The organism is Bacteroidota bacterium (assembly GCA_016706865.1).
In the GTDB taxonomy this organism is placed as follows: domain Bacteria; phylum Bacteroidota; class Bacteroidia; order Chitinophagales; family BACL12; genus UBA7236.
In genome coordinates this window covers 653,097-678,147 of the sequence record JADJIS010000003.1, presented here as the reverse complement: position 1 = coordinate 678,147, position 25,051 = coordinate 653,097, and the positions used below count along the sequence as shown (strand labels likewise).

Annotated in this window: 20 protein-coding genes, 1 tRNA gene and 1 pseudogene; 9 read left to right on the top strand and 13 right to left on the bottom strand. The window is 35.4% G+C overall.

The genetic code is table 11. From position 1 onward, the window contains the following. The first annotated feature begins 162 nt into the window (after window positions 1-162). Entirely contained in the window at window positions 163-405 is a 243-nt protein-coding gene (locus IPI31_12440; protein MBK7568620.1) for a DUF433 domain-containing protein, read from the top strand. 98 nt (window positions 406-503) lie between these two features. Here IPI31_12440 and IPI31_12435 read toward each other — a convergent pair whose 3' ends face one another. The 3 genes from IPI31_12435 to xerD form a co-directional block, all read right to left on the bottom strand. Further along, the gene (locus tag IPI31_12435; protein MBK7568619.1) at window positions 504-1,430 is read right to left on the bottom strand and encodes a hypothetical protein; all 927 of its coding nucleotides are present in this window, start codon (window positions 1,428-1,430) and stop codon (window positions 504-506) included. 683 nt (window positions 1,431-2,113) lie between these two features. Next, window positions 2,114-2,197, bottom strand: a tRNA-Leu gene (locus IPI31_12430). Window positions 2,198-2,421: 224 nt separating this feature from the next. After that, window positions 2,422-3,324: a site-specific tyrosine recombinase XerD gene (gene xerD / locus IPI31_12425; protein MBK7568618.1), complete on the bottom strand. Its 903-nt coding sequence runs from the start codon at window positions 3,322-3,324 to the stop codon at window positions 2,422-2,424. A gap of 83 nt (window positions 3,325-3,407) precedes the next feature. Between xerD and aroQ the strand changes: the two genes are divergently transcribed. After that, the gene (gene aroQ / locus IPI31_12420) at window positions 3,408-3,827 is read left to right on the top strand and encodes a type II 3-dehydroquinate dehydratase (protein ID MBK7568617.1); all 420 of its coding nucleotides are present in this window, start codon (window positions 3,408-3,410) and stop codon (window positions 3,825-3,827) included. A gap of 343 nt (window positions 3,828-4,170) precedes the next feature. Here aroQ and IPI31_12415 read toward each other — a convergent pair whose 3' ends face one another. Beyond that, on the bottom strand, window positions 4,171-5,214 hold the full coding sequence (locus tag IPI31_12415) for a glycosyltransferase family 2 protein (GenBank protein ID MBK7568616.1): 1,044 nt from the start codon (window positions 5,212-5,214) through the stop codon (window positions 4,171-4,173). A gap of 32 nt (window positions 5,215-5,246) precedes the next feature. Continuing rightward, complete coding sequence (locus IPI31_12410) at window positions 5,247-6,716, bottom strand: GWxTD domain-containing protein (protein MBK7568615.1); 1,470 nt, start codon at window positions 6,714-6,716, stop codon at window positions 5,247-5,249. A gap of 64 nt (window positions 6,717-6,780) precedes the next feature. Here IPI31_12410 and IPI31_12405 point away from each other — a divergent pair, with 64 nt between their 5' ends. The 3 genes from IPI31_12405 to IPI31_12395 are packed head-to-tail and all read left to right on the top strand — an operon-like array spanning window position 6,781 to window position 9,502. After that, entirely contained in the window at window positions 6,781-7,395 is a 615-nt protein-coding gene (locus IPI31_12405) for a WbqC family protein (GenBank protein MBK7568614.1), read from the top strand. A gap of 10 nt (window positions 7,396-7,405) precedes the next feature. Next, window positions 7,406-8,926, top strand: a complete 1,521-nt coding sequence (locus tag IPI31_12400) for a serine hydrolase (protein ID MBK7568613.1) — start codon at window positions 7,406-7,408, stop codon at window positions 8,924-8,926. Further along, window positions 8,927-9,502, top strand: coding sequence for a 2'-5' RNA ligase family protein (locus IPI31_12395; GenBank protein ID MBK7568612.1), 576 nt, complete (start codon window positions 8,927-8,929; stop codon window positions 9,500-9,502). A gap of 914 nt (window positions 9,503-10,416) precedes the next feature. Here IPI31_12395 and IPI31_12390 read toward each other — a convergent pair. From IPI31_12390 to bioB, 4 genes are all read right to left on the bottom strand, one after another. Continuing rightward, window positions 10,417-11,961 (bottom strand): FAD-dependent monooxygenase, encoded by a 1,545-nt coding sequence (locus IPI31_12390; GenBank protein ID MBK7568611.1) that lies wholly within the window; start codon window positions 11,959-11,961, stop codon window positions 10,417-10,419. A 49-nt stretch (window positions 11,962-12,010) separates the two neighbouring features. Next, window positions 12,011-12,748, bottom strand: coding sequence for a hypothetical protein (locus IPI31_12385; GenBank protein MBK7568610.1), 738 nt, complete (start codon window positions 12,746-12,748; stop codon window positions 12,011-12,013). Window positions 12,749-12,844: 96 nt separating this feature from the next. Then, window positions 12,845-13,993, bottom strand: a complete 1,149-nt coding sequence (locus IPI31_12380; protein ID MBK7568609.1) for a pyridoxal phosphate-dependent aminotransferase family protein — start codon at window positions 13,991-13,993, stop codon at window positions 12,845-12,847. Then, window positions 13,990-14,964 carry a biotin synthase BioB gene (bioB, locus tag IPI31_12375; protein MBK7568608.1) on the bottom strand — a complete coding sequence of 325 codons (975 nt, stop codon included), beginning with the start codon at window positions 14,962-14,964 and terminating at the stop codon, window positions 13,990-13,992. The genes IPI31_12380 and bioB overlap by 4 nt, the downstream gene beginning before the upstream one ends. A 366-nt stretch (window positions 14,965-15,330) precedes the next feature. On the opposite strand from bioB, the gene IPI31_12370 reads away from it, so the two are divergent. Beyond that, window positions 15,331-15,741 carry a hypothetical protein gene (locus tag IPI31_12370; GenBank protein MBK7568607.1) on the top strand — a complete coding sequence of 137 codons (411 nt, stop codon included), beginning with the start codon at window positions 15,331-15,333 and terminating at the stop codon, window positions 15,739-15,741. Here IPI31_12370 and IPI31_12365 read toward each other — a convergent pair. Beyond that, entirely contained in the window at window positions 15,738-16,607 is an 870-nt protein-coding gene (locus tag IPI31_12365; GenBank protein ID MBK7568606.1) for a UbiA family prenyltransferase, read from the bottom strand. The genes IPI31_12370 and IPI31_12365 overlap by 4 nt on opposite strands. A gap of 33 nt (window positions 16,608-16,640) precedes the next feature. On the opposite strand from IPI31_12365, the gene IPI31_12360 reads away from it, so the two are divergent. Then, window positions 16,641-17,810 (top strand): class I SAM-dependent rRNA methyltransferase, encoded by a 1,170-nt coding sequence (locus IPI31_12360; protein MBK7568605.1) that lies wholly within the window; start codon window positions 16,641-16,643, stop codon window positions 17,808-17,810. Window positions 17,811-18,453: 643 nt separating this feature from the next. Further along, window positions 18,454-19,297 (top strand): annotated as a pseudogene (locus IPI31_12355) (dienelactone hydrolase family protein). Window positions 19,298-19,307: 10 nt separating this feature from the next. On the opposite strand, the gene IPI31_12350 reads toward IPI31_12355, so the two are convergent. Both IPI31_12350 and IPI31_12345 read right to left on the bottom strand, forming a co-directional pair. Beyond that, window positions 19,308-19,904 (bottom strand): SAM-dependent methyltransferase, encoded by a 597-nt coding sequence (locus IPI31_12350; protein ID MBK7568604.1) that lies wholly within the window; start codon window positions 19,902-19,904, stop codon window positions 19,308-19,310. 209 nt (window positions 19,905-20,113) lie between these two features. Then, window positions 20,114-20,950: a DUF4349 domain-containing protein gene (locus IPI31_12345; protein ID MBK7568603.1), complete on the bottom strand. Its 837-nt coding sequence runs from the start codon at window positions 20,948-20,950 to the stop codon at window positions 20,114-20,116. Window positions 20,951-21,205: 255 nt separating this feature from the next. On the opposite strand from IPI31_12345, the gene IPI31_12340 reads away from it, so the two are divergent. Then, a complete protein-coding gene (locus tag IPI31_12340; GenBank protein ID MBK7568602.1) occupies window positions 21,206-22,855 on the top strand; it encodes a T9SS type A sorting domain-containing protein in 1,650 nt (549 codons plus the stop codon). 90 nt (window positions 22,856-22,945) lie between these two features. Here the strand turns inward: IPI31_12340 and IPI31_12335 are convergent, their stop codons facing one another. Next, the gene (locus IPI31_12335) at window positions 22,946-24,961 is read right to left on the bottom strand and encodes a T9SS type A sorting domain-containing protein (GenBank protein MBK7568601.1); all 2,016 of its coding nucleotides are present in this window, start codon (window positions 24,959-24,961) and stop codon (window positions 22,946-22,948) included. Window positions 24,962-25,051: the final 90 nt, after the last annotated feature.

Below are 25,051 nucleotides of genomic sequence, written 5' to 3'. Positions count from 1 at the left end.
ATTTGAAAGTTACTTAAATAAATCGCAAAAACAAAAATTTATCAATTTAATTACCAAGAAATCACCTGAAGGGCGAGTATTTAAACCGGCAATGTAATGGCAAATTAAGACCCTGATTTAAGTTAAAATTTTCCCATTTAAACAATTTAAGTAAATTTACATATGCACAACATCAAAGATGTTATAACTATTGACCCTGAAACACTTGGTGGGCAACCAGTTTTTAAAGGCACCCGAGTACCGGTCGAATCCTTGTTTGATCATCTTGAAGAAGGCATTTCAGTTGATGAATTTCTTGTCGACTTTGATACCGTTTCTAAAGAACAGGTAATGGCAGTAATAGAAATAGCCGGCAAATTACTTTCCTCTAAAAACATTGGTGAATTATATGCGATTGCTTATTGAGGATAATATATTTCTATCTGAATATTATCTCTTCTTCCAATTATTAATAAATTCTTAAATATCTAGTGATAAAAATGACAGGCAGCAATAAATATTTTTCATTTTTTACCCATTACAACAATTTGTGCTTCTGGAAAATATCTTTGTAAGCTTTTGGTGATCCTCTTTGATTTTTTATCAGGGTGGGAGTTATTATCAATTGGGCCAATATAAATTGATTCAACACCTTTTAATTCTTTAATTTTTGATGAAACCTTTCCCATATCATTAAGTGCATATTTGATAATAATTTTTGAAAATACAGTTTTGCCAACAAAAAAAGAAGGAAAATTCAATAAACTATCAACAGTAAATAAAATTACATCGACAGTATCTATTATTGACAAATTTAAATTGATTTCACTTGTAGGGGCTGCAAGCTCAAAGGATTTCAGATGAATTGGGTGATTGCTTTTTACAATTTCATTTAAATTATAATTTACAGCGCAATTAGTCAAAACAATGCTTAACTCTTTAAGTGTCTGTATTTTAAAAATTTCGTTGCTAAAATCTTGGTTGCAAATACTTTCAATATATAAGTCATTAAGTCCATTAAAAAGAGCAATGTTTTCGTGTATATAAATCAACGAATCCGACAAGATGTCAAGGCGATCAACATAAGCTATTTTTACGATACTTTCATCCAAACTTAATGAATCATTTACGCTTAATATAATTCGATCCAGAGAGCGTCCTGCGAATAGTAGTAAAACATTATTCCTAAGTTCCTGGTCATACACATTTACTTCTAGTGAATTAATCGCCGGCAGATATGGTGTGATTAATTCTGAAAATTTATTAAACTGGTGTGAGGTTATTTCCTTTTTAGAAGTAACAATTAATTTACTATTCTTAAGATTAGTTGGAAGAAGAATTTCACAACTATCATTCAGACCAGATATATCAATAACCATAAAAAAGGCCCCACCATTATCAGTATAATTTATTGATTTACATGAATCCACTGGGATTTCAGTATTGGCCATTCCTTTTTGTATAAAATAAATGGAGAAAACAAATAGTATATAAATAGACCTCATAATCTTTAAAATTATCCGTTATAGATATTATACAAAGGTTCTAATAATTTTATTCTGGTGTTTAACTATAATATTATTTGTATAAACCTGCATATTTCTTTAAAATCACCCTACATAAATATCCAAATATTTTTCATAAAATTAGTAATAGGTAAATAAAAAATTACCAAAACCCCGGGAAGGGATGGCATTATTATAGCATAACGGATTTAAAAAATTATCAAAATCCGCCGCGGCGGATGACATTATATCCCATCCTACATAACGCCAAGGAACATGAATTAGTTAAAATTTAAGCCTGGTTTGATTTATTATTTGGTACCCTATGCTATTTGTAATATGTATTATAATGCCATCCGCCGCGGCGGATTAAATTCATTCATAAATTATTGTATTACTATAATAATGTCACCCCTACCCGGGGTTAAATTCATTGGTAATTTATTGTATTAATATAATAATCCCATTCGCTGCGACGGATTAAATCCAAACTATTTTCGGATATGCGATATCAAAACCGAACTCACTTCAAAATCAAATAACTAAATTTCACGAATTTCTCAATTCAAAAAAAATGTGAAACCCCAAGTGTCTCCACTCAAAATTTCACATCGATAGTGTAGGATCAGTGCCCGGGACAAGATTCGAACTTGCACACCCTTGCGGGCGCCAGCCCCTCAAGCTGGTATGTCTACCAATTTCACCACCCGGGCAGAACGCAAAGGTAATTGAGAATTGACAATTGACAATTGATAATTATAAAAATATTTACAACCCTAAGTTTTATGGTCCTAAAGAAGCAATGATCTGAATCGGATGATAAACACAAGGTTTACTCCCATTATTCTTTTTGATCTTCCTACAAACAATATTAGCAAGCGAAGGACTCTCCCCCAGTTGACTCCCATTGTCAATTATCAATTGTCAATTATCAATTCTACTTAAACCTTGGATGAAACTGTATAAGCGTTGCCCGTAGGAACTCCCGGTCAAGATGCGTATATATCTCCGTAGTGGTGATAGATTCGTGGCCGAGCATTACCTGGACGGCGCGGAGATCGGCGCCGCCTTCTATGAGATGGGTGGCGAAACTGTGGCGGAAAGTGTGGGGGGAGATGGATTTTTTAATGCCGGCTTTTTCTGCAAGAATGCGCAATAACAGGAAAATATATACCCTCGTAAGTTTTTTTCCTCTGTTATTCAGAAAAACATGGTCCTCAAAACCTTTTTGGACATTTATGTGATTTCTTACGGTTGTTTTATAGATCTCAATATATTTTAGTGCGCTGTCGCCAATGGGAACCAATCGCTCCTTATCGCCTTTACCACGCACTTTAATATAACCGCCTTCGGTAAAAATATCGGAGACTTTTAATTCCACTAATTCGGTAACACGCAAACCACAACTGTATAATGTTTCATAGATCGCCTTGTTGCGCTGTCCTTCGGGTTTGCTGAGATCTATTGCATTAATTATTGCGGTTATATCCTCATAACTCAAAGTGTCGGGTAATTTTCTTTTTAATTTTGGCAATTCCAACAATTGTGAAGGATCATTATTGATATGATCTTCCATCAACAAAAATTTAAAAAATGCACGAATTCCGGAAACAATTCGTGCCTGCGATTTGTCGTTCAAACCCATTACATATAAAAAAAGCAGAAATCCCTCCAGATGTTTTCGTTCAATTAATTCGGGAGCTGTAGTATTATTTTGGGTGGAAAGAAATTGCACCAGTTTATTGATATCACGCAAATAAGCCTCCACAGAATTCGGTGATAAGGACCTTTCCAATTGCAGATATGTTTTGAATTCCTTTATTGCTGACTCCCAATTCACGGTGAAAAGTTAATGCCATTAAAAAGAACGTTGCGCTGCCTTATACTATTTCGTTTTGTGAATAATCGTAAATTTGTCCACTTATGAAAATCTGCATCATAAATGGACCTAACCTCAATCTTTTGGGAAAAAGAGAGCCTGAAATATACGGTAGCACTACATTTGAGGATTATATGATCACTTTGAAACAAAAATTTCCGAATGTGGAATTATCCTATTTTCAAAGTAATTGGGAAGGGGGAATTGTAGATAAATTGCATGAGGTGGGTTTTAGTTATGATGGAATTATAATTAATGCCGGTGCATATTCACATACTTCTATTGCTATTGCCGATGCAATTTCTGCCATAAAAACTCCGGTTGTGGAAGTGCATATTTCTAATACTTTTGCACGGGAGGAATTTCGGCATAATGATGTGTTGACGGGAAAATGTAAGGGATTAATAGTGGGGTTAGGTTTAGAGGGGTATGGGTTGGCGATCAAATATTTTTTAGACCGCTGAATTAAGGTGTTACATCCATTTTTTTGAGGAGGGTTAGAAGTCATTAGTCAAGAGTCATTAGTCAGGAGGTAAACATCCGGCTACCTTATTCCATTCTCATTACTCATAACTCATTACTCATTTTATGAAAACTTGCTTAGGTTTTTCGAAACCATAAAAATTTTTCCTCTCCCTCCAGTGGTTGGTGAAAAACACCAACCACGGCGTACGAACACCAACCTCGGCGTACAGGAGTGTTACTCCTTTCGTGAATCGTCAATGGTGAATCGTGAGTTTCAATTTAACTCGGAGCTATCTCACCACTCTCTATTCACCACTCACCAACTAATCAAGAGTCATGAGCTTATAGGTCTGTAAACTTTTTCTTTTTTCTAATAAAATGTTGCCAAACGACGCTGCCGGAGTAATAGCCTTTTTGTCGTACGCGGGAGGAATTAATTCGGACTTTGTGGTATAAGCGCCAGTTGTCGTAACGTTTTTTAAATTGGAGAGGGAGAGATAAAAAAAAGTGCCAGTCCGCTCTGAAAATTGCAAAGGCTTCGGGCCATTTTCGTTGTAATAATGCTTTGATAAAGGCAACATTATCCAATAATATACGCACAGGTATTTTCCATATTAATTCATGCGATTCGTAATTTTTGAATTGCATGAATAAATTATTGCGGAAGTTGAGATAAATCTTATGCGGACTGTCCTTTGGCAAACTTCCACCGCCTACGTGATATACTGTTGATTCGGGAACATACATGATCTTATACCCTGCTCTTTTAAATCGCCAACAGAGATCCACTTCCTCCATATGCGCAAAAAAATCGGAATCAAAACATTTAAATCGTTTGAAAAGATCTGTGCGGACAAAAAATGCAGCTCCGCTCGCCCAAAATATTTCATCGGAACTTTGATATTGAAGAGTATCATTTTCCAGTGATTCGAAAATTCTTCCTCTGCAAAAAACATATCCTAATTTATCGATATAACCACCGGCAGCACCGGCATGTTCAAATAAATGTTTGTCGTGATATGCTAAAATTTTTGGTTGACAGGCAGCGATATTTACATCACTTTCCATCAATTCAATAAGTGGTTCGAGGCAATTTTCCGTTAGTTCCACATCCTGATTTACCAGAAAATAATAATCTGCCACAACTTCCTTTAAAGCAATATTATATCCTTTGGCAAAACCTTCATTTGTTTTGATGGATATAATTTTAATTGCAGGATAATTTTTTTGAAGAAATTCGATGGAATTATCAGTAGATGCATTATCTGCAACATAAATATCCAGGGGTTGATATTTTAATCGGACAACTGACGGTAAAAATTGTTCAAGAAATTTCTGACCATTCCAGGAAAGGATCACTAAGGCAACAACGGGTTTGTAAAGAATATCTTCCTGAAGCATGCACAGGTAAAGATATGTTAAAATTCATACATATCAACTGCCCTGTAACCACCTACCTTATCCTCCACACTCTCATTATCGAAATTCAGCACCTCCGCAGGTGAAGCCACATTTTCATACAGTTTTACCTTCCATCGCGCATCATGTAATTCACCGCGGGCATTAGAATGCATGAGTATATAGTCGTTTGATACCATGGTAGGCTCATAAAACGCAAATCCGATATTGGTTTGTTTGTCGGGTAAGGTAGTGTAAAACCATATCTCATATGGATATGCTCCCGGTTCATTTACAGCGGTAACAACATCATATGGAGCGCCATATTGCAAATAAACGCGACCTCTGTCCGTTTTATAACCCGGACGCGAAGGAGTTCCGAAACTCTGATTTGCTGATTTTACAAGATCGAGATATTTAAGCCATGCTTTATAGGGATCTTCCGGATTTCTTTCCACCCAAAAATTGTATAAAACCTTCTTTTTTAATTCGGGATCAACCCTTGGACTTACTGATTCGATAAGATTAAGATCAGATGAACTTGCTAAGGGTTTAATAACATCCAGAAAATAATCCAATTGTTCTTCTGTATACACATCGGCAAAAGTTCCGCTGGTATTTATCATTTTAATATTTTCCCAGGCATTTATCGAATTGAAATTTGCACGCTGAATAAATACCTTTTTTTGTGTAACCAATTCGTTTCTTTTGTTTTTAACTTCCACTAATAAATTATAATTTCCACCGGGAAGATCAGTAATATCAATTTCTTTTATGAAAGAAACAACAGGTTGCACATCTAATTTACTGTATTGAAAAAATTCCTGATTGAATTCGTCGGTAGCAGAATTTTTGATGGAATATGTCACCATAAATTGATCATCGGTGAGATATTTATCTGAATTATATATCTCGCCATAAAAAATGATGGATTTTTTTTCAGAGGAGAAAAAATTTATAGGATGTGGTTGTAATTCCAATCCATTTTTTGTGAAAGTATTTTCCTTTGAAGTTTCTTTATATGATTCTACAAATTGAATGTCAGAAATTTGCACCGAATTTTCTACAAAAGCTGTAAAAACCTCTGTGGAGGAAAAGAAATTTTCAGGATCGTTCACATCTATTACTTTCACTTCCACCGAAACAGTAGTATTCGGAATAAACAAACGTTTTTGATCCATAATGCTGAAATTAATGGCATTGGTATCATAAACTATCGGAGTATTGAGTTGATATTTGTCGAAATTCACCACCTTATCTCCTTCCACGATCAATATCTGCACTTCCACTGCTCCTTTAAATCCTCTCGGTTTTTCGGGGAGATATTCTATGGCATTCGCGCCGGCAATTAAATAGGTTTCCATATAGGCACCTTCCCCCGGAAGCATGAACATACATGATCTTACAGTGGTATTTTCAGCCAGAGTTTGGGAAAAAGATGCAGTTGCCGATAAAAATATTGCTGCGGTTAAAACAAATATTTTTTTCATAGAACGAAATTTATGTTAAAATTACAGTTTCTTTAGTTTACGCGATAATTTTAGTATCATATTAATGTCAGATTCACTTCTCATAGAACCACATTATCTCCCATCCATTTCCTGGGTGTTAAATGTAGCTCATTACGATACCGTGTATCTCGATGTGAGCAGCAATTACGTGAAAGCCAGTTATAGAAACAGGTGTAAGGTATTGAGTCCGAATGGTGTTTTAACTTTAAGTGTGCCACTATCCAAAGCTATAAGTGCGAGAGATACCATGAAAACTGTTAAAGTTTCTTATGAAGAGAACTGGCAAAAAATCCATTGGATGACCTTGATGAGCTGTTATCGTCGTTCTCCATATTTCGAATTTTTTGAAGATACACTGGCACCTTATTATGAAAAAAAATATGAATTTTTAATTGATCTCAATTATGATCTGCTTCAATTGCTATTTAAAATTTGTAAGGTGAGAACAGAAATTCGTTTTACCGAACATTATATTGAACCCGGCACGGAGGGTTTTACAGATCTTAGAAATATTATTACTCCAAAATCAATTAATCCCTTAAAAATGCAATTACCTAAGTATCCACAGGTATTTTCAGATCGCTTTGATTTTTTTAGCGACCTTAGCATGATTGACCTTATTTTTAACGACGGAAAAATAAATTTAGCAAAATTATAAAATCAGATACATGAAAAATTTAATCGTATTATTTTTACTATCAGTAGTTATTACCAATATTTCTGCACAACAACCTGCATTTATTACGGATAGTCTGGATGTTTATATTCAGCGCGAAATGGAGAGATGGAAAATTCCGGGAGTGGCAGTTGCAATAGTAAAGAATGGCAAAACCGTGGTAACCAAAGGTTATGGAGTAAGTGATATAGAAACAAAACAAAAAGTAGATGAAAATACTTTATTTATGATAGCAAGTAATACAAAATTATTTACTGCATCAGCATTAGCTATGTTAGCCAACGACGGAAAAATATCAATGGAAGACAAGGTGGTTGATTGGATTCCTTATTTCAAAATGCACAACGAAACTTTAACACCCATGGTAACTATTGAGGATATTTTATCTCACCGATTGGGATTTGAAACATTTCAGGGTGATTTTTTTAATTGGGGAAATAATGTTTCGAGAAAAAGGATAATAGAAAATATTGGCAATAATGAAGTAGTGTACGATTTTCGTGATACATGGGGTTATTGCAATGCGGGATTTGTTACTGCAGGAGAAATAATTCCGGCAGTTACAGATACGAGTTGGGATGATTTTATTTTACACAATTTTTTTATTCCCATGGAAATGAATCGTTCATCCACTACCTATGAAAAAATTGTTGCAGATAAAAACGCATGTAAAGCATATACAATGTCGGAGGGGAAATTGGTAAAATTAGGATATGATAATTTAAATAATATTGCTGCATGCGCAAGTATTAATTCATGCGTAAATGATATTTCGCATTGGATGATAACACAATTGGATGAAGGCAAATACAAGGGAAAGGAAATTATTTCGGAACAAGCGATCATGGATACCAGATTTCCTAGATCAATAGTAAGTGATGGACAATCAGGTTTATTTAAATCGCAACATTTTGATCTGTACGGATTAGGTGTTGGATTAAATGATTATGAAGGTCGCCAATTGGTTTGGCACACCGGTGGTGCTGATGGTTTTGTTACAACGGTTTGTATGATCCCTGATGAGGAACTCGGTATTTCGGTTTTGACAAATACTGATGCTAATTATTTATTTCTGGCTGCATTATATCAAATAATTGAAGCATATTTTGATATGCCTTACAGAAATTTAAGCAGCACTTTTTATGGTTTTTATGAACGCAATGAAAAAGCAAAAGATCAGGAAATTTCTGATTGGTATGCAACCGCCGCAAAAGGTGCCAAAGCCGAATTACCACTAAAAGAATATGCAGGAACTTATTACAACAGTGTTTATGGAAAAATGGAAATAAAATTAGAAAAAGGAAACCTCAATATGTATTTCGAACATCATCCGCAGTTAACAGGAAAATTGCAATTGTTAAAAGGCAATGATTTTGTGTGCACTTATGATCCTATTAACTGGGGAGTGAAAGAAATTCCATTTGCAGTAGAAAACGAGCGAGTAATGTCAGTAACAGTTACGATAAACGATTTTATAGATTTTATGCCTTATGAATTTATTAAAGAAGATTAAATGACGGAGGTATATTCTGCAGTAATTTCTCCGCCCTTCGATATCGCCGAACCTATTAAAATTTTTAAACAGGGTTTGGAATCTGTTATTGGAAAATATGCGTCATTTTATTCTGATCCTTCCATCATTTTGTTTGCAGCTATGGGAGATGAAAATAAAATTTCGCAGATAGAAAAACGTATGGAGATCATTTGCAGAAATCAAATACCTTTTACTATTCATTTAAAAGATTTTGATGAGTTTTATAATAATCGCACCATATTTATTTCCACGGATGATCAATCCAAATCACATTTAACATCCTTACGAAAAAAATTATCCGCAGAAATAAAAACCGCAAAGTTTGACGAGGATGTAGATTTTAATGTCGGGAAAATTCCGCACATCACCATTGCACGAACACTTTCAGAAGATCAATATCAGGTAGCAAAAAAATATTTTGCAAACAGAAAATATGAAGCACAGTTTGAATGCAATTCCATCACCTGGAGAAAATTAGTAAAGACAGATGCGTATTCGAATTATGAAACGGTGAGGAGTTTTTCCTTTGCGCAAAAAAATTTGAGTCTGTTCTAGAGGAGGGATACATGACACAGGATAAAGGACACATGACTGGACATAGGACAAGGGAATTGGACAGGATATCAAATGGTGGAATAAAAAGGGGAACGCGGATGACGCTGATCTGGCGGATTAAAAAGGATAAAAAAAATTATATAATTTAGATTTAAATAATAATGATAATAATGTGATTAACGCAATTACTAATCACGAAGAGATGATCCATATTTTCGGAGCGAGTGAGGCTTTCGCTCTTAGCGAAGGTCTCACTAATGCATCCTGACACCTCTCGCTATTTGCGAAGGTCTCACTAATGCATCAATCCAAAAAAACACCAATTCGGTACGGAAAAAATAAAGGGTGGAAAAAAAAGTGGAAAGCGGATGACGCGAATTAGGCGGATTTAAAAAGGATAAAAATTTAAATTAGTCCCAGCGGGACGGAATATCGGTAGCTTTTAAAAAACAAAATCCCACAAGTCCTGTAGGGACGACATGTTAAAATGTTTTGGAAATAATCCTATTTTCAATGATGCATTATAGTTAAAAAATTGTTGGAATCAATATTCTAATTCACCATTTCTTAAACATGAAGATCTTCCTCCGCATGAAAATTTCTTTTATGTCATCCGCCGCGGCGGACGGGACTTGGTCAGTATGGGTTGGATTAATGCTACCGATATTTCGTCCCTAACGGGACTTGCATTTTATAGAGCGAAAAGATATCTCCTCCAATGGTTGGTGAAAAACACACAACCACGGCGTACGGGTGATGTGAAACTTTTCGGTTAACTCGGATCAATACTCAGTACTCACTATTCACCACTCACCAATTATCTAAAGCTTCCAATAAAGACATTAAAGTTTCATCCATGCAGTAGCAAACTCATTAATCATAACTCATTTCTCATTCAGATTCACGGCTCACGATTAACGATTCACGCTTTCCCCCACCCTAATCCCATCAATCGCCGCACTTATAATTCCCCCTGCATATCCCGCTCCTTCGCCGCAAGGAAATAAACCTTTAATTTGGATATGTTGTAAAGTATTCTCATCGCGTGGAATTTTAATTGGAGATGATGTTCGCGATTCGGGGGCGACTAATACTGCTTCATTTGTAAAATAACCGCTGCGTAGATCTTTAGTTTGCAAAAATGCATTGCGAAGTGCATTGATAATAAATTCAGGTAAAACTGTATCTAGTGATGTAGAAATAATTCCGGGTTGATAGGAGCAATCGGGCAATGAGGAGGATAATTTATTATTAACAAAATCTATCATTCTCTGAGCAGGAGCGCCTTGATCTTTTCCTCCGGCGATGAAACATTTTTCTTCTATTTGTTTTTGAAAATACATGCCTGCAAGGGGACCATATTTTTGAAATTCTTTGAGGTCGCTTAATTCGATGCTCACAACAAATCCTGAATTTGCGAATGGATTATTTCTTTTGCTTGGACTCCATCCGTTGGTGACTACTTCATTGTTATTCGTTGCACATGGAGCAATAATTCCACCGGGACACATACAAAAGGAGTACACTCCTCTCCCATTAAAATTTTTTACAATGCTGTAAGATGCAGGAGGTAAATATTCACCACGGGAGTCGCAATGGTATTGCATTTTATCGATTATCTGTTGTGGATGTTCTATGCGGACACCTAGGGCAAATGGTTTGGCTTCAATTAATATTTTTCGTTTATGTAATAATTCAAAAATATCTCTTGCCGAATGACCGGTTGCAAGAATGATCTGATCACATTTAAAAGTATCTGTATTATTTATTTGCAGAGATGTTACAGCATCAAACTGAATTTCAATATCAGTCACCTTAGCATTAAAATGAATTTCCCCACCGGAATCTAAAATCACCTCCCGCATTTTCTGAATGATATCGGGTAATTTATTTGTCCCAATATGCGGATGCGCATCCACCAAAATATCTTTATCCGCACCAAAACGCACAAAGGTTTCAAGAATACTTTTAATATTACCGCGTTTATCGCTACGGGTATATAATTTTCCGTCGCTGTAGGTTCCTGCTCCTCCTTCCCCAAAACAATAATTACTTTCCGGATTTACGATTCCCTCTTTATTAATTGCTGCAAGATCTCGTCTTCGATCGCGTACATTTTTCCCCCGTTCAAAAATTACGGGTTTAATTCCTCGTTCCAATAATGTAAGTGCTGCAAATAAACCTGCAGGTCCGGAACCAATTATGGCTACCGGTCTTTTTTTTTCTACTGAAGCATATTGAGGGATGAAAAAATTAGTCTCGGGAAGAGGCTCAGAGGAGACCTGCACCCGTAAGTTAATTTTTATATTTTTTGATCTTGCATCTATAGATCGCTTTAAAAGTTTAAAATAAAAATCACCCGTCAAATTCAACTTTAACCGGATAAGTTTCCGAATCTCCGTTTCATTTTTTGACTGAGCAGGTGTTGCAACTAAATCTACGATCGAATCCAATAACATGATGGAGAATATAATTATTGGCCTAAAGATATGTTAATTCATCAAATAATTATTGAACAACAATGCTGCATAAATCTTCGTCGGCACAAGTTTGATGAAAGTATTCCACTTGATGGGTTCCGGGTTGAAAAATAGAATTCCAGTAAGTAAAATCTTCATATCCTATCGCCCAATTCAAAAACTGAGACGACATATTATCAGTAAATATATTTTCGTTTGCCGAATATGCAGCGAGTGTAACAACAGTATCAACAAGAGGACCAACTATAAAGTTATTTTCAAAACTCATCCTTCTTGAGTACCATAAGGTATCAGAAGCAGTTAATGCCTGATTAAAATGAAACTGAATTTTTAAGTTTACAGTATCATTTATTACATAAGTAAAATTTTGGTTCGTATTGGTTGGAAAAGATATATTAATGGTATTGAAATTATCACCAATAATTCCAGGATCTTTTTTTACATAGAACTCCAGAAAATTTTCGAATCCGAATTCCCTATCTTGACAAAATGTATTCCATACATACATAAAATTGCCGTTTTCATCTGTAAAAATCGAATCCGTTTCAAAGTAAGAATTCCAGTTCCTTACTCTTTCTTCCTGTGCAATAATTAAATATCCTTCCGCGGGAGTTTCATTACAATCCAGGAAAACGGTGCCGAATATGGTATCCGTATAAATATCTTCATAAAGTTCTGAACAAGGCACTTTTATCTCTGCAATTTTATCGTCAGGTTTGCAGGAAAAGCAAATAAATAGAGGGAGCATTAATAGTATGGGGCGCATATTATACTTCTAAGATTATCAATCCAGGTCAATAGTTGCATTAACTATATTTTAAACCCTCCATGCAATTCATAAATTGGGTCGTTAACACACTAACTATTCCATTTCTTCCCGGTTGATCACTTCTGTTATCTGATCAAGTAATTTGATCAATCTTTCAATTTCCAATTTAGTATTAAAACTATGCATACAAATTCTCAATCGCTCCTCTCCTGCCTTAACTGTTGGTGATAAAATTGGTCGCACATCCTGATTCGCATTGCTCAAATAAACAGAAGCCAGTTTTACCTCCGCATTTCCGGGAATCAACACACTAAAAATTGCAGAGTCAGATGGCAAAAGTTTTATTTGAGGATGTTTTTTTATCTGATTTTTGAAATAAGAACAATTTTCTTGTAATTGACTCAATAAATCCTGTGATTTTTCCAATTTTCGATATGCTTCACGCACAGCAATAACCTGCATCAAATTTGGAGCAGTGGTATAAATAAATGGACGACAAAAATTAATGAGATAATCGCGTAATATTGCCGAACCAAAAATAAAAGCACCATTATTACCAATCCCTTTTCCGCAGGTGTGAACCCTAACAAATATTTTTTTGTGCAAATGTAAATGTTGTGCCAAGCCCTCTCCCTTACTGCCTATTACCCCTGTTGCATGTGCTTCATCCAAAATTAAATTTGCTTTGTATTTTTCAGCAAATAAAACAATTTCTTTCAAGGGGCAAATATCTCCATCCATAGAATACACAGATTCCACAACAATAAATTTTTCGCCTTCCGCTTTTTGCAATTTTAATTCGAGGTCGGTAAGATCGTTGTGTTTAAAAGACCAGGAATTAGCATTGGATAATCTTATTCCTTCACGCAGTGATGCATGACACAATTCATCAAAAATAATGGTATCATTTCTTTTGGTGATAGTAGAAATTAAACCCGAATTCGCCTCATACCCTGAATTAAAAAAAAGTGCTGATTCCGCATCATGAAATAACGCAATTTCCCTTTCCAATTGTTCTGTAAGTGAATGATTTCCGGTGAGTAACCTAGAGCCGGTGGAACCAAATTTCCGGAGATTATTTATTTCAGATAAGATTAATTTATGCAAATCAGAATCTCGCGCAAAACCCAAATAATCATTAGAACTGAAATCCACTTTTCCTTGAACGAGTTTTAAGGAACGAAAAGCATCGGATAATTTTCGTGCTTCCAGTTCTTCGTTTAATCGTTCTGATAAAGTCATGATACACTCACTTCAATTCCCTTGTATGCTTCTCTGGGTTTTAATCCGAGTAATTCAAACATTTTTTTATCTTCATTAACTTCAGGATTCGGGGTTGTCAATAATTTATCTCCTGCAAAAATAGAATTTGCTCCTGCCATAAAACACAATGCCTGTTCTTCTATACTCATTTCATTTCTTCCTGCACTTAATCGCACCATTGCTTTAGGCATTAAAATTCTTGCAGTTGCTATCATACGCACCATTTCCCAAACACTTACTCTTTTCATGTTTTCCAAAGGTGTTCCTTTCACCGCAACCAAGGCATTTACCGGAACAGATTCCGGATGTGTTTTTAAATTGCTGAGCGTGAAAAGCATATCGATTCTGTCGTGATCCGTTTCTCCCAATCCAATAATTCCTCCGCTGCAAACTGAAATATTTGCTTTTTGAACATTATTTATCGTTTCTAAGCGGTCGTCGTATTTTCTGGTGGTAATTATTTGTTCGTAAAATTCCTCACCACTGTCGAGGTTGTGATTATATGCATATAAACCCGCTTCCTTTAATTTATGTGCCTGATCTTCACTCAACATCCCCAAAGTGCAACACACTTCCAGATCCAGTTCGGCAACACCTTTCACCATTTGTAAAACATTGTCAAAATCCTTATTGTCCTTAACATTTCGCCATGCAGCTCCCATACAAAAACGCGTGGAGCCATTTTCTTTGGCAATTAAGGCCTTTGTGATCACCTCATCAAATTCCAGCAATTTATGTGCTTCCACATCCGTAGAATATCGTGCAGCCTGAGGACAATAAGCACAATCCTCCGGACAACCACCGGTTTTTACCGACAATAAGGTGCAGACCTGCACCTCTCCCGTGCTGTGAAACTCACGGTGTACAACACTTGCATTGTAAATCAGCTCCAATACAGGTAAATTATAAATCTCCCCAATTTCCTCCTTTGTCCAGTTGTTGCGAATCATATTTTTGACTAAATTTTATGCAAAAATGCTACTTTTAGCCCAACTTATGCAATTGTGATGAGCTTGCGAATACACTATTGCATTAGTTGGGCTTATCCCGAATAGAAAATTAGGTAGTATTTTTGGGGCTTAAATCAAATTTTCATAAATTTTCTTATTCGGGATCCTCTTATACAATAGTTAAGAGCATCGCGATTTAACTATTGCATTAGTTGGGCTTATCCCGAATAGAAAATTAGGTAGTATTTTTGGGGCTTAAATCAAATTTTCATAAATTTTCTTATTCGGGATCGTTCCAATAAATATAAATAATCAATATACCAATAACGTTTAAGCTAGGCAATTTTTAATAAAAAATTAACGATTATGAATCCAATATATAAAAAACAAGGTTTAGTAGTAATCACCACAACAATCCTAATAGTATGTGCAGCATTTATAATTAAAGAACCCGTTGAAAATGAACCCGCTGCCGATGTAAAAGCCCTCGATGCGAAATTATTGACCGATCTTCAACAACAGGAAATTATATTCGACAAAAAAACGGAATGTTTAATGTTGTGTAATGATATCAGCAGTGCAGAAATTATCCCTTTACTCGATATTAAAAATGTGAATTACGGAAAATGTGAGCCGGGAAATTGTCATGTAACAAATTACACAATAGAAGGTAAAACTTCGTCAGATAAGACTGTCCAGTTTAATGTTGAAAGTGGGGAAGATGGCAATATAATCAGTAAATTTATTGTTGCCGATAGTGATTGCAATTGCGATTAAAAACTAAAAAGCAAGACTAATAAAAATTGCAATATTATCATTCCATCCAATAATCCGAAATAAGCAGTATCATTATTTTTCCGTTGAGTAAACTTAATTGCAACACCTGTAGCAATAAGTGAAAGCGCTATTGCCATTGTATTTCCATTTGTTGTTTTTAAGATCACCTCCTGTAAATACCAATGAAAGATACCGCTGATAAGTAACAAAATATAACAAAGATAAATTGTTGATCGCACGCCTAATTTTGTGGGAAGTGTTCTAACATTATTCATTGCATCAATGGTCATATCCTTTATATCGAAGGGAAGTGTAATGGCAAAAATATAAAAGAAATTAGCTAGAAATAACATCAAAACAGATAAAGAATAAACATTTTCTCCTGCATTAATAGCCGGCAAATAAGACCCTGCAAATGCCCATACCATTGCGATAAGAAATATTTTTACAAATCCAAGATCGCGCAATTTAATTTGTTTGCCATTAAATTTAATGGTAATGCCGTATAATAAAGAAATTAACCCAGGGATCAATAAAATTATCTGCACGGAACGGGGCAATAGAAAATAGAGAATTATAGTTGCGGTTGCAGAAAGTATAGTAAGCAAACGCATCCAAAACATCTGACGAAGAAAAAAATCCCATCTCGGTTCGGGCTGATAATTTTTAATACGAGAAACCGCAGCTATCCTAATCAATAAATAAGTAAACAAAGTGGACACTCCACTCATTAAAATAAGGATATCAAATATGGGTTCAATACGCAGTAAATAATATGCTTGCAATGTAAAACACATGGCACATACGGCGATCATGATATTGCCATAAAAGACCCAGTTTGCGATATTGCGAAGAATTGCCCTCAATTATTATACGTAATTTTCACCCAAAATTAAATAATTGTGCAGGTAATATTACAAAGAGGTAAAGGAAGACGGGTGGAAGATGGCCACCCATGGGTGTATGGCAACGAAATTGATACCATAGTGGGCGAACCTAAAACCGGTGATATCGTGGAAGTCTATAATTTTCGCAACGAATTTATTGGCAAGGGATATATCAATGAACTTTCGCAGATCACTGTAAGAATTCTTTCAAGAAATAAATCAGAAAATATAGATATAGATTTTTTCAGAAAAAAATTATTGGAATGCAAAACGTATCGGGAGAAATTAAATTACACAGAAAATTATCGTTTATGTTTTGGAGAAGGAGATTTTTTACCCGCATTAGTTATAGATAAATTCAATGATAATTATGTTATTCAAACCCTCAGTGCAGGAATGGATAAATGGAAATCGGTTATTGTGGAAATTTTACTTTCTGATTTTAATGCAAAGGGGATTTATGAAAGAAATGATGTTCCGGTTCGAAAACTGGAAGGTTTGGAAGAAATTAAAGGTTTTTTATCCGCAGAATTTGACACAAACATTGTGATCGAAGAAAATGGTGTCAAAATGCACGTGGATCTGGCAAACGGGCAGAAAACAGGGTTCTTTCTCGACCAAAAAGAGAACCGTTTAGCAATAAAAAATATAGTTAAAAACGCAACTATTTTAGACTGTTTTACGTATACAGGTTCCTTCGCTTTATTTGCATCACATTTTGGTGCCAAACACGTCACAGCATTGGATATTTCAGCAGATGCCATTGAACAAACAAAAAGAAACGCTATTTTAAATAATTACGATAATATTGAATGTATTTGTGAAAATGCGTTTGATATTTTACCACTCTGGGCAAAAGAAAATCGTTTATTTGATGTTGTGATATTAGATCCTCCTGCATTTACTAAAAACAGAAAAGGGATTGAAAATGCAATAAAAGGATACAAAGAAATTAATCTCCGCGGAATGAAAATGCTAAAACCCGGAGGTTTTTTGGTCACCTTTAGTTGTTCTCATTTTATGGATGTGAATTTATTTTACGATGTTGTTTCTTCCGCCGCAAAAGATGCAAAAAAAACAATTCGCGAAGTGCAGTTTTTAACCCAGTCGAAGGATCATCCGATAGTTTGGGGTGTGGAGGAGACGAATTATTTGAAGGGGTTGATTTTGCAGGTAGGTTGATCGTGAGGTGTGATTCGTGAATCCGGCTTTGTATTTGCCTGAGGATTTAGACATTGAGTGAGTAGTGAGTACTGAGAATGCTCTTCGATAACCGAATGTTTAAGTTCCTGACTAATGTCTATTGACTAATGAAACTTGACTCCTAGTTAATCCCATCTTTTTTACTACCATAATTTTTTTGCAAATCACAATTATCATGTTGTAATAAATCAATCTTCCCAAGACTAACTACTTCGCGTACCTTCGCGCCCTTAGAGTCTTCGTGGCCTCGCCATCCGCAATACAAACCACATGTTAATAATAAATCTGAAAACGTTAATTTTTAGGTCAACACTGTAAGTCAGATTCCTCTTAAGAGCAGAGCAGGGGTTGTTACCGTTAGTGAGACCCTCGCGAAGAGTAAGAGCAGTGGGCAGTTTACCGTTAGTGAGACCCTCGCCATGAGCAAGAGCCGCGGGTTGTTTACCACTAGTGAGACCCTCGCGAAGAGCGAGAGCCTCACTCGCTCCCCAATTCCGAATTATTTATTTTTTTTATCCTTTAAATCCGCCAAATCCGCGTCATCAGCGTTCCCCCCTTTTTACGCACTCTTTGTTCATTTCCCTCATTTTTCATTAATTTTAACCAATAAATATCAACAATTATGAAAAAAATAATCGTATTAATAATCAGCATTATAGGAATCAACTATGCATTTGCTCAAAATGCAAGTTGCTGTTCGGCACCTGAAAGATTTGCGGCATTTACGGATGATCTTGCTTTTGTAAATATGCATGATGAACCTTTGCCTTTTAATTTTATCAGCGAAAATGGGGAAATGATCACATTTAAATGCAGTGATGGAAAAGATGCAAATGCATTTGCTCTTAAAGCAACAGAAAAAACCGATAAATATTTATTGGTATTTCATGAGTGGTGGGGATTAAATGATTATATAAGATTGGAATCAGAAAAATTATATAAAGATCTTGGGGGAAATGTAAATGTTCTTGCAATTGATATGTACGACGGTAAAGTGGCAATTACAAAAGACAGCGCGCAGAACTATATGAAAAACCTTGATCAGCAAAGAGCAAAAATAATACTGGAGGGTGTATTGGATCACGTCGGAAAAAAAGCGGAGATCGTAACTATAGGTTGGTGTATGGGTGGTGCATTTTCTTTACAGGCGGGCATTGCAGCGGGTGAAAAGGCTGTAGGAAGCGTTATGTATTACGGATTTCCCGGAAACAGATACAGCAAAACTTTCCAAATTAAATGCCGATGTTTTAATGATCTGGCCTAATAAAGATAAATGGATAACAGCAACAGTAGTTGATCAATTTAAAGCAGATATGCTTGCACTGAATAAACCTTTAAAAGTGGAAGAATACGATGCGGATCACGCATTTGCAAATCCGAGCAATCCAAAACACAATGCTGAATTAGCAGCAGATGCCTATGCAAAAAGTCTGATCTTTATTAAATCGAAATTTAATATGAAATAAAACTTTTGTTTTAACCGCGTTTCACAAATTGAACAAATACTTCATTCTTTTCTCTTTTTGGATGTGAGTTATAACAATTTTCCAATATTTTTATTTCAAAAAGTGGTTCAAATAATTTGCGATATTCATCCGGTGTTCCGCCAAAGGGGGGACCCGGATTTTCGAATTCTGTTTTGAACATTACTCCGGTTATTTTTCCCTGGGGAGATAATAATTCCGACATTTTTTTTACATAATCTTCGCGCATGGATCGCGGAAGAGCGCAAAAAAATGTTTGTTCTACTACAAGATCATATTCACCTTGATGTTCAAAAAAATCGGTTTGAATTACGTGGCATGTATCATCAATAAAATCTCCCAATACATTTTTTAATCGCTCTACAGGTGCGGCGGCGATATCGATCACGGTAATATTTGTAAACCCTGCATTTGCTAGATATTCCGCTTCATGCGAATTACCTGCTCCGGGAATTAATATGCTCAGATCCTTATTGGTCAGTTGATCAAAATAGGCTTTTAAGGGAGGAGAAACAATACCCATATCCCAGGCAGTTTCGCCGGTTGCGTAACGTTCTTCCCAGTATTCTTTGGATAAAAAATCGGTCATTGTGCAAAGATAGGGAAAGGGATTTAGGATGATGGACATAGGACTGATATAGGACATGGGAATTGGGACATAGGATGAAGGACACAGGATAAAGGACTGATATAGGACATGGGAAATGGGATATAGGATTGTTTACTGCCGATGCTGCTTTTCCCAGCTCTAAAAGTCAAATCACGATTTAACATAATAACTCCTTTTAACTACAGGTTTCAACTTACAATCCCCTTCCGCATCTTCGTCCTCCTTATCCTCCAAACAATAAACAACCCCGCTCCTGTAAAAATGAGCAATGGCCAAATAGTAATTAATCCAATGGATAATTTCTGCACAAATATCCAACCCGAATTAAATGCTGATTTAATATGATCGAAATAAGTTGGAGAGGAAACTAATGCAATATTCTTTTGCGGCTCATAATAAATGATGCGCAAGGTGCTGTAATTTGATCTTGCATCTATATAATTCAATCTTCCCTGAGAAACTTCAATTGCTGTGCGCACCTTTAATAATACGGCTTCCATTTTAAGCATCTCATCTATGGTCTTGCAATTTTTTAATAACTCGAAATAACGCGCTTCCAATTGCTTTTCAGAGCGAATACGCGATTCCGTATCAACATATTCTTCGGTGACATCTTCTGAAGAAATTTCCTTTTTTATCAAACTACCAGCCTGAATGGAAACAGCACTCAACAAAGCATCAAAATAAACTGCAGGAACTCTTATCTCTATTACATTTTGATCAACACTGTCAATACTTCTTATCGATTCCATCGCAATGAATGCATCAAATTGTTTAACGGCAGATTTTAAGAATTTTTCTGTCTCAGAAACGTTATTTGTTTCGAAAACTACTTCTCCGGATTTAATGATCTTTCTATCCTCCGGAATTACCGTTGGTTCCAAATCGGTAATAGTGACCGGTGCATTCGTTTTTAGTAAAACCTTGGTTTGCTCTTGCGAACTTTTACTTTCCTCCATCGAATTAGATGAACAAGCATTAAGCAATAAAAAAACAATTCCGAAAATTAAGAAAATGGGTCTCATACAATTGGTTTTAGTTGGTTAAGTGAATGATTTTCTTATCGGATGCAAAAGTGAAGGGATTGCATAAAGAGGGAAGTTTAAAAGTTTTGCTAATGGAGAATGGTATAGGTAAATCAGAACTCAACAAAGAATTTAAAAATCCTACCTTACTAAATATATACTACAATTCACACAAAAAATGATGCATTTCAAACAATTACTACTTCAAATTCCGATTTTTGGACTAATTTTATAAGAGCTAACCTCCACTACATAATGAAACGCAGCAAATATTCACTTGAAGCATATGCAATTTTGGCTACTTCATTCGTTGGTCTCAACAAATTGAATGCTCAAGTTACAATATTGGATTTTGACCAGGATCTCAGAATTGTTAAATGGAATTCTCCTTTTATATCTCATGACACCCTTCGAATTGATATTGATGACAACGGGATAGATGATCTTGTATTTGATTATGAGTCTTCGGGAGGTTATGCATCGATAGGTGTAGAAATTTATGACAAAGTGATCGCAATTGGAGCAGAGGAAGATTACGAATTATACGATTTAAATGCGTATAATGTTTATGCTTTTAACGCAGGTTCCATTGTTGATGAATTTATTGGTTGGAAAGATGATGGCCAAAATATTGCAACTGCATGGAGAAGCTGGACTTCCGGGACTGGTTATAATGTGTATTCACAAGGTAATTTTAATGGTTTTAACAATTATTTGCCCATTAAATTAAATATCGAGGATTCCATACATTATGGTTGGGTGAGGTTGTCAATAGGCGATATTGACAACGAATTCTATTTTGATGACTGGTATGGCATTGATTATTCGCTGGTAATTTATGATCTTGGATACGAAACATTAGCAAATACACCTATCGCATGTTACACAAATGTTCCCGGAGAAAATATTGATCCTATATTTATTAATTCTACGGATGCTGACGATTTTTCGGAGTTGGTGTATAAATATTCTTCCGCATATTTAACAGATTATTCAGAATTAAGAATTTATTTAATTGATAATTTTTCTGATGCAACTAATTTTTCAGTTTCAGATGCAATGGCTTTAGATCCATCAAATTATAGTACAATCAGTGGAGATACAATAATTCCATATACCTACATTTATAAATATTTTGATGCAACAACTAAAACTATAAATGGCGACAATTATGATCCTGATAATTATTATACGGCATATTTTATGAAAATTCCACTCGATGGAGATACCTCGCATATTACATTATCAACTCCTTGCCCAATTTTCAAAGCTATTAAACAGTCATGTTCACTTTCACTTGGTTCATCTGTTATAAAAGTTGATGATACTGGCACAGCTGCAGACCTAACAGTGATCTTCAGTAAAGATGAAGACGAAAGTGATATTGGATCATATAAAATTGGGTTGATAGAAGATCCGACAGAAGGCTTTGATCTCAATAATTTATTGCTAGACGGATACAGCACTTCAGTTCCAAAAACAGGTGCTCCATATTATTCTGTTAATTTAAGTGATAACATTTATACCGTTACAGGAGAATCAATCGATTTAAATAAGTACTATTATGCAGTTATTTCTGCAACCGGAGATGGCTACAACCGCGATCTTTCCTGTTATTTAATTTCGGAAGACACGGCGTCAACCTCAATAAGTGAACCAAACTATTTTCCGGAAATTGAGATCATAAATTTTGATAATCAGGTAACGATTAATATTGATGAGATAAATAAATTAAAAGATATAACCTATAATATTTCCTCCTATTTGGGTCAAACGATATTATTAAATGAAATTACTGGCAATCAAACAATAGTTGACTTAAAATCTTATCCATCAGGAATTTATATTATAAGTATTTTAAGTGATGGTAAAGTTTTGTCGAGTAAAAAAATAATAATTATTTAAATTAATTTGTTGAACCATAAAGAGTAAATTTCCTTTAACATTTTGTCTCCAAGATAGTGGTCATCATTTTACTTATTAAAAATGCACAATTCAATACCCTGCATGCCCGATAAATACTTTAGTAACGGGCAATCCTGCCGCGGATTTACTTTTAATGATATAAGTCCCTTTGGGTAAGTCGCTGAGGTCAATTAATGTTATGGCTGATGTTATTTCATAAGTCATCACCGTTATGCCAGCCATATTGTACATAATTAAAGTATACGGCTGATCGTCTTTGCTGATCACATATAATACGTCGTTATAAATATAGGAATATGGCAAGGGTAAGTTTCCTTCATCGCTAATAAAATTGAACATTTCAGACGGAGACGATATAGCGATCTTCGCCGGAATATTTGTATCGAATAGGGCAATAATGACTGCATATCTTTTTTCGAGAGTAACAGTATCTCCGTTTATATCCGGAAGGTTGGCCGGCAGCTCTACATTCAGATCCGTGACAGGCTCGATAACTTTATAATAATTCATCCATGGAATATCTGCGGCCTTACTAACTGTAAATTCATCAACTTCCGCTTCCGGTACGATAAAAATTCTGTATTCACTCAGTCCGCTAATTTTAGCAGGACCGTTAAACTGCACCTGAATGTCTGCCGGGGTCTTGGTAGTATCTATAAATGAAATAACCGGCGTGTGATCATAGTGCTCACAATATAACTCTTCCTCATCTCCTTCGTAATAGGATTGACCATATCGGGTATAATTAAAATTTGCCAAGGTAGCATGAATGCTATCACCAATGGTCATGATCTCCGCATAATAATTTTGAAATAAAATTGGTATCGTGTCTTCAAATACTAATTTATCTGCTGTTGGTGTAACTGAATAATTGTCAGTACCATCAGGAATCACAGAAACGTAATAAGATGGATCATTTTCAGAGATTATACCGTGGTCATCATTTAAAATATAAACTCTGTATTCAGCGATATAGGATTCATCGTTTGCTTTATGAAAGGTAACAGTGAAATCCGTTATATCACAATTTTCCGTTGGTTTGTTAATTGTCAGGTTATAGGGGCCTTCCACTTTAGTCAATACATCTACAACGTTAATACTAGGTAATGAAGCATTATTTTCTACAGCTAAAACACCATCAGCCACAGATAAAATTATGGCTTTATAATAATTGGGATAACCGGTCAGGATCGGGTCGCCGTTGATATCAGTCAGCGATGCCGGAAGCATCGTTTCATACATGGGAGAACCTGTAGGTAAGACTTCAAAATATCGCTCCGGCGGCAAGGTTTCCAACAGTGCGACAGAAGGAGGCGTAATTGAAGGATAATTATACTTATATAAAAAAATGCGGTAAGCGCTAATGGTAGATTCATCAATGGCTTTATTAAATTGCACTTTAAAGTCAGAGGAATTCTGATAGTCAAACTCGTCCGTCATGAATACATGCTCTGCAATTGATGCGGTGGGATTTGCAATGATCAACGGAGTGTTAGGTGTCATTTCGTAGGCAAAATCCTGAACGGCAACAAATGGTGTTCTTCCCGTAATACCATAGTTACTAATACTCAATCTGACCCATCCATAATGCATTTCAGGACCGATCATAAATTGTACTCCGAGGTATTGATTTTCTTCAAACCAATTTTCAAAGGGTATGGATGAATAATATTGATTAAAATAAAAGAGCCTGATAGAATCAAGTTCATTCCACTCGCCATAGTTATTGATCGAAAAACCGGAAGCCAGATTATCTGCACCATAAAGACCGGGGTAGTCTGTGTTTTTAATTACTGCATTAAATTGTTTTATAGAAGCAGTCATTATACCATAAGCATTCGTTTCCAATTCGCCCACAACATACCACTCAATCGCCCCATTATATCTGATTTGAATATCTGTAACACCATCACCATTAAAATCAACATTAAGTGAATCATTTAAGTCATCAATATAGGCACCCTGTAACAAGGTATCAGGATCAATATTATGATAAACGACTTGTCCGTTTGCATTGGGCGCCATTAACAAAAATGCATTTGCACTTGAGGAATACGCAAGGAGTTTTTTGAAAGTGTTTTTCATAATGGATTACACCTCAAATTTAATAAAATTCAGGCAAAATGAAAATTACTCGGGATTTATTCAAAATGAATGGGAGGTAACTCGAGAGAC

What these genes read in the sequence shown, in the direction of transcription:
- IPI31_12380 (MBK7568609.1), bottom strand. Translation starts at nt 13,993, where the DNA reads ATGACTTTATCAGAACGATTAAACGAAGAACTGGAAGCACGAAAATTA.
- IPI31_12335 (MBK7568601.1), bottom strand. Translation starts at nt 24,961, where the DNA reads ATGAAAAACACTTTCAAAAAACTCCTTGCGTATTCCTCAAGTGCAAAT.
- IPI31_12405 (MBK7568614.1), top strand. Translation starts at nt 6,781, where the DNA reads ATGTCAGATTCACTTCTCATAGAACCACATTATCTCCCATCCATTTCC.
- IPI31_12340 (MBK7568602.1), top strand. Translation starts at nt 21,206, where the DNA reads ATGAAACGCAGCAAATATTCACTTGAAGCATATGCAATTTTGGCTACT.
- IPI31_12370 (MBK7568607.1), top strand. Translation starts at nt 15,331, where the DNA reads ATGAATCCAATATATAAAAAACAAGGTTTAGTAGTAATCACCACAACA.
- IPI31_12385 (MBK7568610.1), bottom strand. Translation starts at nt 12,748, where the DNA reads ATGCGCCCCATACTATTAATGCTCCCTCTATTTATTTGCTTTTCCTGC.
- IPI31_12395 (MBK7568612.1), top strand. Translation starts at nt 8,927, where the DNA reads ATGACGGAGGTATATTCTGCAGTAATTTCTCCGCCCTTCGATATCGCC.
- IPI31_12440 (MBK7568620.1), top strand. Translation starts at nt 163, where the DNA reads ATGCACAACATCAAAGATGTTATAACTATTGACCCTGAAACACTTGGT.
- aroQ (MBK7568617.1), top strand. Translation starts at nt 3,408, where the DNA reads ATGAAAATCTGCATCATAAATGGACCTAACCTCAATCTTTTGGGAAAA.
- IPI31_12410 (MBK7568615.1), bottom strand. Translation starts at nt 6,716, where the DNA reads ATGAAAAAAATATTTGTTTTAACCGCAGCAATATTTTTATCGGCAACT.
- bioB (MBK7568608.1), bottom strand. Translation starts at nt 14,964, where the DNA reads ATGATTCGCAACAACTGGACAAAGGAGGAAATTGGGGAGATTTATAAT.
- IPI31_12390 (MBK7568611.1), bottom strand. Translation starts at nt 11,961, where the DNA reads ATGTTATTGGATTCGATCGTAGATTTAGTTGCAACACCTGCTCAGTCA.
- IPI31_12350 (MBK7568604.1), bottom strand. Translation starts at nt 19,904, where the DNA reads ATGACCGATTTTTTATCCAAAGAATACTGGGAAGAACGTTACGCAACC.
- IPI31_12400 (MBK7568613.1), top strand. Translation starts at nt 7,406, where the DNA reads ATGAAAAATTTAATCGTATTATTTTTACTATCAGTAGTTATTACCAAT.
- IPI31_12345 (MBK7568603.1), bottom strand. Translation starts at nt 20,950, where the DNA reads ATGAGACCCATTTTCTTAATTTTCGGAATTGTTTTTTTATTGCTTAAT.
- IPI31_12435 (MBK7568619.1), bottom strand. Translation starts at nt 1,430, where the DNA reads ATGGCCAATACTGAAATCCCAGTGGATTCATGTAAATCAATAAATTAT.